Consider the following 11430-nt stretch of genomic DNA (forward strand, 5'->3'; position numbering starts at 1 on the left):
TTATACGCTCGTACTCAGTTCATTTGGTTATTAAAAAGACGAGAAATTTGCAACAAAGTGTTGTGCTTTTGAAAAACAGCATATACCTTATGTGGTAGAGGGTTACAAAAATCCCATCCAGCCCGAGCAGTCAATAGTAGTCAGATTGACGTTTCTCAGGACTTTGCAAGGAGGTGGTATTATGAAGACCTCAGCTCCAAGCCACAATACGGATAATGTGGTCGATTTTTTTACCGGGCAGCCACTATCTGCCCTGCACGATAAGCGATTTATTCGCCTCGCCCCTGAACTGGATGGCCTGGAGATGCTTTACTCCAACGACGCCAGCCCAGATAAACTCTTCAGCCTTAAAATTCTCTGCTGGGGCCTACGCGCCAACGGCGATGTGGTCGGCCTGGTACCCTGGCTTGATGACATAGTTGCCGCCCCCGAGATACAAGATCCACTTAACGGTCAGTGGGAAGGCTACTACGATCCCGGTATCGATGAAGTATTCTTCGATGCCCCCATTCACAAAGTGGTCGAACTGGAAACCGCAGCGGAATACTACGAGTTCCAGACCGACGAACCACAGGACATTATCCAGGAAGTACCGGATACCATAGGCACACACGCCGTATTATCCGATAACGGCTTCCACAGCATTACCCTTACCGAAGTTGTCAGCTGGCGCTTGCACAACGACGGCACCCTTTCTGGCATGCTCGCCGATGCCGAAAAGGTAGAGGAAACCCCTGTATTACCGGGTGATGAATGTCTCTATGCCGCTCAGAGCAGTGACAGCTTCCGTTACTTCTTCCAACACCAGATCGCCAATAAGATTAAGGCGGAAGACCCAGAGGCTTTGGCCGCTATATCGATGCTGGTCGAAGAATCCTGATTAACATCTACATAACACGATAAGGGGCTACTTTTAGCCCCTTTTTTATTACCTCTGTTAGGTGCGCGCGGCCCCGGAGGCAGCCGGTTACGCTTCTCTCCGCGCCCATAAGCGGCAGGCAAAAGTCAGCGCCTCGGAAACTCACAGAAAGCGCTCAGACAGCCTCGGCGACTACCCTGTCTGTTGCCTGCCGCTTAAGCATGGGCTGATTGCTACGAGAAGCGTAACCGACTACCTCCTCCATCAGTGCAAATTTTCAACTTTTCTTGCGATGAAGGTAGGTTTACCCAAGGGGGGATGGTGCCTATGACCAATCAGGCTGCGCTTAAGACTTCTCCTGAGGCGGGAGCGTTTACGAGGACTGTTTGAGCGAATAGCGAGTTCCGCAGTGCGAGCGCCTCAGGAGAAGTCTTGCAGCCGGGAATAGGTGCCATCCCCCCTTGGGTAAACCGGGGTTAAGCACAATCCAAAGAACTAACCCTTACGGATAAAGTAAAGATACTGCTTATCAACCTCTTCCTGGCCAATCAGCTCATGACCCAGAAAGTTACAGAATTTGGGGATATCCCGCTGGGTGGAAGGATCAGTGGCAATCACTTTGATCACCTGGCCACTGGCGGCATCACGTACTTCATTGTGAAGCATCATGACAGGCTCTGGGCACAACAGGCCCGTGGCATCTAGAGTTTTATCTACATCGTATTCCATTGTTAACCGCTTATAACTTGAAAGAAGCGCGGGCGTATTGTCCCCTAATTCATCCAGCAGATCAAAAAATCACAGCTAAACTTAGTATATGGACCTTTCAGCGCCCAATAAGTAGTAGCAGGGATACCCATGATGTCTATTGACGCCAGCCACCAACGGCAACCCCTTGATGACAGTATCTGCATCCAGCGCCCCGATATCTTTAGCCGTGGCGCCCTGGACCTCACCTTTCGCCTGTTAAGGAAAAACAACCCCAGCCTGGCGCTGGAGGTACGCAATATCCTGGCCGGCGAAACCGTGCCTCTGGAAGATGCTGCCCATTATTCCCCCCAGGGTGATCACTTTTTTATCACTATGCCAGCCCAACGCATCGGCTGTGTCGTTAAAGCCTTGACTCAACTGGGACAGGACGCGCTTGACGATGGGCGAAGTGATACAGGCAAGCTGGTGGTATTAAGAACCTTAATAAAAGAATGGATGACACTGGCAGAATGGATTATCTTAACCGCTGAAGAGGAATCCCCTCCACTACACTGAACAAGTGACGTAAAGGAGACGTTATGATTCATGTGCTGATTGAACGCCATATCGCCCCTGATATGGAAAGCACCTACGAACAGCTTGCACGCAACACCCTGCATCTGGCCTATCAAGCCCGCGGTTTTATTAACGGTGAAACCTTTAAAGATATGAATGATGCCAATGTGCGTTTTGTGATGTCGAAGTGGCGCAGTGTGCAGGATTGGCAGCTGTGGTATGGCAGTGAAGCGCGAAAAAATATGATGGGTGAAATGAATCTTATGCTGAGCACACCAGAAAAGGTTATCTTCCTGGAAAACTAATTCCCCCGCTCCCGAAAAGAAAAAATCCGTTTAGTGTCAGGTGTGGGACACTAAACGGAAAGCACGAGGGGACTCAACTCGATAGCAAAGAAAAATTAAAGGCAAGCGTTACGCTGCCAACATATTTTGGGCCTTGGCAAAGTCCAGGGTTTCATCAATCGCCATTCCCAGCTTTTCAATCAACTCATCAACTTGCGCTTCGGAAATAATCAGCGGCGGACAAACCGCTAGACTGTTACCGGCAACGGCACGAATAATTAATCCGTGTTCCTGGCATCGCTGTACCGCATAAGCACCAACACTGCCATTAGCAAAGGCCTTGCCTGTTTGTTTGTTGGCAACCAACTCGACAGCACCGATCATACCGCGACCGCGAACCTCTCCCACAAGCGGATGATCAGCAAACTGTTTCAGCTTGGTTTGCAAGTAATCCCCCATTTGAGCAGAACGTTCAAACAAGTTTTCGCGCTCATAAATTTCAAGCACCTTTAACGCCGTAGCACAGGCAACCGGATGACCGGAATAGGTATAACCATGACCAAACACACCCACCTGCGCACTTGGCTCAATCATGGCTTCGTACATATCACCGCGAATCAGTGAGGCACTAATGGGGTAATAGGCTGAAGACAATTGCTTGGCAAAGGTCATCATGTCCGGTTTTTCGATATTCATCGTGGTACAACCGAAGTCATTGCCAGTTCGACCAAACCCGGTAATTACCTCATCGGCCCAGAACAAAATATCGTATTTATTCAGAATAGCCTGCACTTTCTCGTAGTAACCGGCCGGAGGCACAATAACACCACTGGCACCGGTAATAGGCTCAGCGATAAAGGCCGCAATGGTCTCAGGGCCTTCACGAACAATCATGGTTTCCAGATTGCCGGTAATACGCTCAACAAATTCAGCTTCGGTTTCATTGCCCTGGCGGCCGCTAAAGTAATGCGGGTGATCGGTACGCAAGATACCCAGGGCTTCCAGCGGTGCATCAAAGTGGGCCAGGTTGGCAGGTAAACTGGTTAAGGAACCAGCGGCCACGGTTACACCGTGATAGGCCCTTTCACGGGTAATGATTTTGCGTTTTTCCGGTTTGCCAATCGCGTTAAAGTAGTAACGCAACATCTTGATATGGGTGTCATTACCATCGGAACCGGAGTTGCCAAAGAACACCTTGGCGTTATCCATAGGCACCATGCCGGCCAGTTTATCGGCCAGATCGATACCCGGCTGATGGCTCTTGCCACCAAACATATGGCTATAGGATAACTTGCCCAATTGCTCGCTGACGGTATCGATCAGCTCCTGATTGCCATAACCCAATGAGGTACACCAAAGCCCAGCCAAACCTTCCAGATACTGCTTGCCCTGGTTATCAAAAACGTACACGCCTTCTCCGCGCTCAAGCACCAACTGCTCAACCGCTTTTAAATTGGTTGTTGGGTAAATTACGTTTGTCATTTTCTTGTCTCCAACTGGCCTACTTGAGGCATTAGTCCAATCCACCAACACACAGGTATTTAATTTCCAGATAATCATCCAGACCGTACTTTGAACCCTCACGGCCATTACCAGATTCTTTCATTCCGCCAAAGGGTGCAGCTTCTGAGGACACTATGCCCTCATTAATACCGACAATGCCGAACTCAAGCGCCTCACCCACTTTCCAGATACGTTTGACATCGCGGGTATAAAAATACGCCGCCAAACCAAACTCGGTATCGTTGGCCAGGGCTATGGCTTCTGCATCGGTTTCAAATGTAATAATAGGCGCTACCGGGCCAAAAATTTCTTCCCGAAATACCCGCATATCGGTATTTACCTGGGTCAAGATGGTCGGCTCATAGAAAGCTTCGCCCAGCGGCGAGCTATCGGTACCCACCACGCGCTCAGCGCCCTTCTGTATTGCTTCATCTACCATAGCGCGAACATTATTTGCAGCTCTGGCATCGACCATTGGCCCAGTCGTAATACCCTCTTCTGTGCCATCACCCAACGTGAGCTTTTTGACCGCAGCGGCAAACTTCTCAACAAACTGATCATGAATAGAGGCGTGCACCAGAATACGGTTGGCACAGACACAGGTTTGCCCGGCATTGCGATACTTCGATGCCATAGCGCCTGCAACAGCAGCATCCAGATCCGCATCGTCAAAAACTATAAACGGTGCATTACCACCCAGCTCCATGGAGGTGCGTTTTACGGTTTGCGCACACTCTGCCATCAGCTGCTTGCCCACCGGGGTTGAGCCGGTAAAGGTCAGTTTGCGAATGGCTGGGTGCGAGGTCAGTACTGCGCCAATTTCAGGTGTATTACCCGCCACAATATTAATCACTCCAGCAGGAATGCCTGCGCGCTCAGCCAAGACCGCTAATGCAAATGCCGACAGTGGGGTCTGGTTGGCGGGTTTACAAACCACGGTGCAGCCTGCCGCCAGAGCCGGGGCAATTTTGCGGCCCAACATAGCGCTGGGGAAATTCCAGGGTGTGATGCAGGCAACAACGCCAATGCCCTGCTTAATTACCATCAGACGTTTATCACTGCTCGGGCCCGGAATGGTATCGCCATAGATGCGCTTGGCCTCTTCGGCAAACCATTCGACATAACTGGCACTGTAGGCAATCTCACCGCGAGCTTCGGCCAGGGGTTTCCCCTGTTCGGCGGTCAGGATTTGGGCCAGATCTTCCTGGTGAGCCATCATCAGATCAAACAGGCGGCGTAAGTAACCAGCCCGCTCTTTAGCGGTCAGTGCCTGCCAGGCTGGCAAGGCTGCCTCTGCGGCCTCTACTGCTCGGTTCGTCTCAGCTGTACCACAGCAGGCGATATCAGCTAACTTCACGCCATTTGCGGGGTTTTCCACTGCCAGAGTCTGCTGGCTGTCTGCATCGAGCCACTGGCCATTGATATAAGCCTGCGGATGTAGCAGAGATTGATCCTGTAAGCTAAGCGCCATCATCTTTTACCTTTCCTTCATTGATGCCGTAATTGTCATATGGCTATAGCTTACCCATTGTTTTTATCACCACAATCGATATATTTAGACCATAATGGTGACTTAAACTAACCAAAAGATTAGCCAGTAGAGAGAAATCAGCCATGCTGTTGGACCGCCGTAACCTGCCCCTCAACGCTATGCGGGCCTTTGAAGTGGTTGCCCGCCACTGCCATCTGCGCCAAGCCGCCGAAGAGCTGGGGGTAACTCATGGGGCTGTAAGTCGCCAAGTCAGGCAATTAGAGGATCAGCTGGGGGTCAGTCTGTTCGATCGCTCCCACAACCGACTGGCACTGACCTCGGCGGGTCAGCGCTTGCTGATCTCGGTAAAACAGGCGCTGGATTTGCTCAGTGAAAGTGCTCTGTATCTGGATCCGGATTCCATGCAGGGCAATCTGATGATTGCCTCCACCCCGTCAATTGCTTCTGGCTGGTTGCTGCCTGTGATTGGTAGCTTTGGTCAGCGCTATCCGGAAATTGAAGTGCACTTGATTAACATCGCCCCACAGCAACGCAGTATCAGTGCCGATATCGATGTGGCCCTGTGTTACGGTGAACCAGAGGCAAATAATCGTCACCTGGAAACCCTATTCCAGGAACGTTACTTTCCGGTATGCAGTCCACAGTTATTAAGCTCCGGTGATGTACCAGCCCTTGAAGAACTACTGAGCTATCCCCTGCTCTATGATCGCCACAATTTATGGGCACGCTGGTTTGATGCCGCCAAAATGGTCGCGACACCCAAGCAACGTATCTACTTGCAGGATTCTTATCAGGTCATTAGTGCAGCAAGAGAAGGTTATGGTATTGCCTTGGCAGACAGAATTGATATCAGTCGGGATTTAAATAGCGGCCAGCTTATTGCACTTTCTACAATCAGTATCAACGCCGAGCAACAACACTATCTGCTAACCGATGATGAAAGCCATATTAATGTTCGTGCACGATTATTTGTCGAACATCTAAAAGATCATATTGCCCAATAAAAAAAATCCCCACCTAAAACTTGTTCAGGCGGGGCCACTACGGACAGAAGGGAGAAGACATTTTAATTATTGAGAGAGTTGATTCTTTATTAGGTGGGGTCTGACCCGCAGGGTCAGACCCCAGTGCCAATTAGAACTTGGCAGTAGCAGTCAACCACAGTTTGGAAGTATCAGCCAGGCTGTTGGAGTCATCATCTTCGGAGAACTTGGAGTACTTCAGGCTCAGGCCGTAATCACCAAATTTCTTCGCAGCAACAAAACCGTATTCAGAACCGTAGCTGCTGGTACCGGCTACATCGCTATCATCAGCATCGATGCTGTGGTAGTTCATAGACAGCTTAACGCCAGCCAGTTTGGTGGATACCGTCAGGTAAGTATCCTCGATACCACCAGGCAGGTTACCTTTACCTTTGTTCAGGAAAGTATCAGACCAGCCCTGGAACTTGTGCAGAGTTGCCAGTGGTGTAATGAAGTAACCATCAGCATCATCGGCACCCAAGACCTCTTGACCCGCTTTAATGGTAACGCCGCCCAATTTCACACTACCTTCCAGCAGGTAGTATTTAGCATCGTAGCTGGAAGGATTATCGTGGGCATCAGATTGCTTGGCATACTCGGCAGTGTAGCCAAAGTTTTCATACTTACCCGCTAAACGCAGACCGGTGGTTTTGGTGGAGAAAGACTTAACCGCATTGGTCTCTTCGTTATCGATGTCGTAGTGGTAAGCAGTCAGTTTACCCACAGGCAGACCACTGTAGCTTACGTTAAACAGTTTGGTGCTGTTGTCGTGATCACCCAGGTTGGATGGCTCACCGTCTTTACGGTCTTCGCCGAAAATACGGTTTACACGATCGATATAAGCCAGGAAGATTTCAGTATTTTCAATAGCGGTGCTCTTGAAAGTCAGACCGTCGTAAGTTTGCTCATTCTGACGGAAACCTACACCACCAACAAAACGCTGGTTGTCCAGCAGGATGCGCTGGCGACCGTACTTAACGGTGTTACCTTTGTAAGTGTAAGCAACCCACGCCTGGTTAACTTCGGTACCTTCTGGATCAGCAATCGCTGATGCATCAGCATCCTGAGTGCTATCGAAAGGTGAAGTAACATAGTCAACACTACCCAGCTCGGTCACATCGTCCATTTCAACCAGACCGCTGAAGCCTTTGAAGTCAGCCGTTTTGTAGGTCAATCGGGTTTTCAGGGTAGTCGCAGATGCATCCTTGTCAGCACCACTGGGAAGATCCTGATCAACATCTTCGAAACGCATACGGAAGCTCAGGCTTACATCACCTTCTTTTACCGCTTCAGCAATAGTTTCTGCAGGGCCTTCAGCAGCAACATGGGCACTTGCGCCCATGGCAGCGGCTACAGCAACAGCTAACAGGTTGAATTTCATCTTAGTCATGGTTTTCTCCTAATAGATAAACTTAAAACGTGGTAATTGAAAAAGTTAGGCAGCTTCACTTTCTTTTTTGGTGGCTTTGGATTTGGCCTTATGCTTGCCAATATCTTCTACCTTGCGCTGCTTCTCGTATAAGAACTTCAGTACTTCTGAACGAAGGCGGTTGTACTCCGGATCTTCGGCCAGGGTTAAACGGTCACGAGGACGTTCCAGTTCAACATCCAGAATCTCACCGACGGTTGCCGCTGGGCCATTGGTCATCATCACAATGCGATCGGACAGCAGTACCGCTTCATCAACATCGTGAGTAATCATAATCACGGTGTTATTCAGCTCGTTTTGGATCTCCATCAGCGAGTCCTGCATATGAGCACGGGTCAGTGCATCCAGAGCGCCAAAAGGTTCGTCCATCAATAACACTTCTGGTTGCATGGCCAGTGCACGGGCAATACCCACACGCTGCTTCATACCACCGGAAATTTCGTCAGGACGTTTGTGCATGGCGTGATCCATATGAACCAAGGTTAAATTGTGTTCAATCCACTCTTTCATTTCTGCTTTGGATTTGGTGTTACCAAATACCTGCTTAACCGCTAACTCAACATTTTCGTAAGCGGTTAACCAAGGCAGCAGCGAATGGTTTTGAAACACTACTGCACGTTCCGGGCCAGGTTCGGAAACTTCTTTACCGTTTAAAATAACGCCACCAGTTGTGGCTTGATACAAACCAGCCACCACATTCAATACCGTGGATTTACCACAGCCTGAGTGACCAATCAGAGAAACAAATTCGCCTTTCTTAATCTTTAAATCTACGCCCTGCAGTGCAGTAAACGGGCCTTTAGGGGTTGGAAACACCATATCGATTTGGCTGATATCCAGTAATACGCTCATGGTTTTTCTCCTAACTGTTGTGTTGCTATTCAACGACTCAAGTATGCTTTTTAATCAGTTCACAACGTGTTGCTAACAAAGGTTGTGCTTCAATTTGGTGACAGCGTGCGCAATGTCTGCGCACGCTTATCACTTAGGTAATATTCGATTTATCCCAGGACACGACACGTTGTAATTGCAGCATGACGCGATCCAACAGGAAGCCGATAATGCCGATAACAATTACCGCGGCCATAATACGAGCCAGAGAGTTAGAGCTACCGTTCTGGAACTCATCCCAGACAAACTTTCCAAGGCCCGGGTTTTGTGCCAGCATTTCTGCGGCGATCAGTACCATCCAGGCAACACCCAAGGACAAACGCATGCCAGTGAAAATCATGGGAACTGAAGCAGGCAGTACTACTTTACGTACGTGCACCCAGGGGTTGAGGCGCAACACACGGCTAACATTGACCAGATCTTTATCCAGGGAAGCCACACCTACCGAAGTGTTAATCACCATCGGCCACAGGCAACACAGGCTCACCGTAATCAGTGAGGTTACAAAAGACTTGGCAAACATAGGGTCTTTGGACACATACACAGCAGAGACCACCATGGTTACCAGTGGCAACCATGCCAAGGGCGATACCGGTTTAAAGGTTTGAATGATTGGGTTTACCGCACTGTTTAAGGTTGGGCTTAAACCAATGGCGATACCCAGAGGTACAGCAACGATAGCCGCTAAAATAAAGCCACTCATTACGGTACCTAAACTGGTCAGGATTTGATCCAGGAAGGTCTCTTTACCGGTGTATTTGCGGATTTTTACTTTCGCATCCGGGTTTTTCTCTAATTTTTTGGCGTTGCGTGCTTCCTGGCGCTCGTAAAATTTCTGAGCTTTGTCACGCTCTGCATTATGCTCTTCATAGAGAGCACCAAATTGCTCCCATACGGCAGCGGGTCCTGGGAATTTACCCAGGGAGGTATCAATATTCTGTGCGGTTGCGGACCACAGGACTAAAAAAGTCAGTATGCCAGCCAGCGGTACACCTACTGTTTTTACCGCAGCAACAATGAAATTCTTGACCGAATCCGGTACTTCAATGCGCGGTTCTGCTTTGCTCGTTACAGTTGTCGTCATGGTCTTCTCACCTACTTAACGCGTCTTCTGTTCGTAAAAATCTGTCGTGTAAAAATCTTGCTTATAAATAAGCGTCAATATTGTTGTGATTATTTTTATTGAATGTTTTCTCTGCATTTCTTAAAGGACCCGGCTGACCGTGAATCAGCCGGACCTTTTTGCTACGAAAGGCTTATTTGATTTACAGCTTGTCGCCTTCCTTCAAACCAATCGAGAACTTGTTGATATAGGCATTAGGTTGAGTGCCGTCGTATACAATATCGTCGATAAAGTGAGTTTGTGGATCACGGAAACCGTCTTCAGTGGCGAAGTCAGGGAAGTCTTTAGCATCCGCCAGACCTTCTTCAATCAGGGACTGAGCCGCTGCAGTGTAGATGTCTGGACGGTAAACTTTCTTGGCCAGATCGAAGTACCAGTCGTCAGACTTGTCTTCAGAGATTTGACCCCAGCGACGCATCTGAGTCAGGTACCAAACCGCATCAGAGTAGAATGGGTAGGTAGCGTTGTAGCGGAAGAACACGTTAAAGTCAGGCACATCACGCTTGTCGCCCTTCTCATACTCGAAGGTACCGGTCATGCTGTTGGCGATAACATCGTAGTCCGCACCCACATAGTTAGACTGGGACAGGATCTTCACAGCCGCAGGACGGTTGGCGTTATCGTTTTCATCCAGCCACATGGCTGCACGAATCAGTGCACGGGTCAGACGCAGAGTCGTGTTTGGATATTTCTCGGCGAACTCTTTAGTGATACCGAATACTTTTTCCGGGTTGTCTTTCCAGATCTCGTAGTCAGTTACAACCGGTACACCAATACCTTTAAATACGGCCTGCTGGTTCCATGGCTCACCTACGCAGTAACCGTAAATGGTGCCGGCTTCCAGAGTGGCTGGCATTTGTGGTGGAGGGGTTACCGACAACAGTGCATCAGCATCGATTTGACCAGAGGTATCACCTTTGTGCGGCGCATAGAAGCCAGGGTGAATACCACCGGCGGCTAACCAGTAACGCAGCTCATAGTTGTGGGTCGATACCGGGAATACCATACCCATGTTGAAAGGCTTACCCTCTTCCTTGAACTTTTCTACGACTGGTTTCAGGGCATCGGCTTTAATCGGGTGAACCGGACGACCGTCATCCATCTTAGGAATGTTTGGCTTCATTTGTTCCCAAATATCGTTGGAAACCGTAATACCGTTACCATTCAGGTCCATGGAGAATGGGGTAATAATGTCAGCCTTGGTACCAAAACCCATGGTAGCGGCGATCGGTTGACCGGCCAGCATATGGGCGCCATCCAGGCTACCGTCAATCACACCGTTCAGCAGCACTTTCCAGTTCGCTTGTGCTTCGATGGTGACGTACAGACCTTCATCTTCGAAGTAACCGTTTTCGTAAGCAATCGCAATCGGTGCCATATCAGTCAGCTTAATAAAGCCAAACTTCAACTCTTCCTTTTCCGGCTCACCAATTTCGGCGTTAGCAATAGAAGAGCACACCAGGCTCCCTATTACCGTCGCCAGTGCGGCTTTTTTGATGGGGTTTAACCATTTCATAGTTGTCATCCTCGGTCTTTTTAAAGGTAAAACGTAAAAATTGTT

General features: G+C 49.2%; 11 protein-coding genes. 4 read left to right on the forward strand and 7 right to left on the reverse strand.

Translation table 11 applies throughout. From position 1 onward, the window contains the following. The first annotated feature begins 181 nt into the window (after nucleotides 1–181). Nucleotides 182–880: a hypothetical protein gene (locus ACGHZ6_RS15935; protein ID WP_390614985.1), complete on the forward strand. Its 699-nt coding sequence runs from the start codon at nucleotides 182–184 to the stop codon at nucleotides 878–880. 474 nt (nucleotides 881–1354) lie between these two features. On the opposite strand, the gene tusA is transcribed toward ACGHZ6_RS15935, so the two are convergent. Further along, the gene (gene tusA, locus ACGHZ6_RS15940; RefSeq protein WP_390614986.1) at nucleotides 1355–1588 is read right to left on the reverse strand and encodes a sulfurtransferase TusA; all 234 of its coding nucleotides are present in this window, start codon (nucleotides 1586–1588) and stop codon (nucleotides 1355–1357) included. A gap of 129 nt (nucleotides 1589–1717) precedes the next feature. Here tusA and ACGHZ6_RS15945 point away from each other — a divergent pair, with 129 nt between their 5' ends. Next, nucleotides 1718–2125, forward strand: a complete 408-nt coding sequence (locus tag ACGHZ6_RS15945; RefSeq protein WP_390614987.1) for a hypothetical protein — start codon at nucleotides 1718–1720, stop codon at nucleotides 2123–2125. A gap of 23 nt (nucleotides 2126–2148) precedes the next feature. Beyond that, nucleotides 2149–2430 carry an antibiotic biosynthesis monooxygenase family protein gene (locus ACGHZ6_RS15950; RefSeq protein WP_390614988.1) on the forward strand — a complete coding sequence of 94 codons (282 nt, stop codon included), beginning with the start codon at nucleotides 2149–2151 and terminating at the stop codon, nucleotides 2428–2430. Nucleotides 2431–2538: 108 nt separating this feature from the next. Here ACGHZ6_RS15950 and ACGHZ6_RS15955 read toward each other — a convergent pair whose 3' ends face one another. After that, nucleotides 2539–3891 (reverse strand): aminotransferase, encoded by a 1353-nt coding sequence (locus ACGHZ6_RS15955; protein WP_390614989.1) that lies wholly within the window; start codon nucleotides 3889–3891, stop codon nucleotides 2539–2541. Nucleotides 3892–3922: 31 nt separating this feature from the next. After that, entirely contained in the window at nucleotides 3923–5383 is a 1461-nt protein-coding gene (locus ACGHZ6_RS15960; protein WP_390619175.1) for an NAD-dependent succinate-semialdehyde dehydrogenase, read from the reverse strand. Between the two features lie 143 nt (nucleotides 5384–5526). Between ACGHZ6_RS15960 and ACGHZ6_RS15965 the strand changes: the two genes are divergently transcribed. Further along, nucleotides 5527–6408, forward strand: a complete 882-nt coding sequence (locus ACGHZ6_RS15965; protein ID WP_390614990.1) for a LysR substrate-binding domain-containing protein — start codon at nucleotides 5527–5529, stop codon at nucleotides 6406–6408. A 130-nt stretch (nucleotides 6409–6538) separates the two neighbouring features. Here ACGHZ6_RS15965 and ACGHZ6_RS15970 read toward each other — a convergent pair whose 3' ends face one another. From ACGHZ6_RS15970 to ACGHZ6_RS15985, 4 genes are all read right to left on the reverse strand, one after another. After that, complete coding sequence (locus ACGHZ6_RS15970; RefSeq protein ID WP_390614991.1) at nucleotides 6539–7816, reverse strand: alginate export family protein; 1278 nt, start codon at nucleotides 7814–7816, stop codon at nucleotides 6539–6541. Nucleotides 7817–7861: 45 nt separating this feature from the next. Next, a complete protein-coding gene (locus ACGHZ6_RS15975) occupies nucleotides 7862–8707 on the reverse strand; it encodes an ABC transporter ATP-binding protein (protein ID WP_390614992.1) in 846 nt (281 codons plus the stop codon). A gap of 133 nt (nucleotides 8708–8840) precedes the next feature. Further along, complete coding sequence (locus ACGHZ6_RS15980; RefSeq protein WP_390614993.1) at nucleotides 8841–9830, reverse strand: ABC transporter permease; 990 nt, start codon at nucleotides 9828–9830, stop codon at nucleotides 8841–8843. Between the two features lie 181 nt (nucleotides 9831–10011). Continuing rightward, nucleotides 10012–11385 carry a CmpA/NrtA family ABC transporter substrate-binding protein gene (locus ACGHZ6_RS15985; protein WP_390614994.1) on the reverse strand — a complete coding sequence of 458 codons (1374 nt, stop codon included), beginning with the start codon at nucleotides 11383–11385 and terminating at the stop codon, nucleotides 10012–10014. Between the last annotated feature and the right edge of the window lie 45 nt (nucleotides 11386–11430).

This window comes from Maricurvus nonylphenolicus (assembly GCF_042854845.1).
Lineage (GTDB): Bacteria > Pseudomonadota > Gammaproteobacteria > Pseudomonadales > Cellvibrionaceae > Maricurvus > Maricurvus nonylphenolicus.

Excerpts from the sequence above, each read along its gene's own strand:
- ACGHZ6_RS15935 (WP_390614985.1), top strand. The coding sequence starts at position 182 with ATGAAGACCTCAGCTCCAAGCCACAATACGGATAATGTGGTCGATTTT.
- tusA (WP_390614986.1), bottom strand. The coding sequence starts at position 1,588 with ATGGAATACGATGTAGATAAAACTCTAGATGCCACGGGCCTGTTGTGC.
- ACGHZ6_RS15945 (WP_390614987.1), top strand. The coding sequence starts at position 1,718 with ATGATGTCTATTGACGCCAGCCACCAACGGCAACCCCTTGATGACAGT.
- ACGHZ6_RS15950 (WP_390614988.1), top strand. The coding sequence starts at position 2,149 with ATGATTCATGTGCTGATTGAACGCCATATCGCCCCTGATATGGAAAGC.
- ACGHZ6_RS15955 (WP_390614989.1), bottom strand. The coding sequence starts at position 3,891 with ATGACAAACGTAATTTACCCAACAACCAATTTAAAAGCGGTTGAGCAG.
- ACGHZ6_RS15960 (WP_390619175.1), bottom strand. The coding sequence starts at position 5,383 with ATGGCGCTTAGCTTACAGGATCAATCTCTGCTACATCCGCAGGCTTAT.
- ACGHZ6_RS15965 (WP_390614990.1), top strand. The coding sequence starts at position 5,527 with ATGCTGTTGGACCGCCGTAACCTGCCCCTCAACGCTATGCGGGCCTTT.
- ACGHZ6_RS15970 (WP_390614991.1), bottom strand. The coding sequence starts at position 7,816 with ATGACTAAGATGAAATTCAACCTGTTAGCTGTTGCTGTAGCCGCTGCC.
- ACGHZ6_RS15975 (WP_390614992.1), bottom strand. The coding sequence starts at position 8,707 with ATGAGCGTATTACTGGATATCAGCCAAATCGATATGGTGTTTCCAACC.
- ACGHZ6_RS15980 (WP_390614993.1), bottom strand. The coding sequence starts at position 9,830 with ATGACGACAACTGTAACGAGCAAAGCAGAACCGCGCATTGAAGTACCG.
- ACGHZ6_RS15985 (WP_390614994.1), bottom strand. The coding sequence starts at position 11,385 with ATGAAATGGTTAAACCCCATCAAAAAAGCCGCACTGGCGACGGTAATA.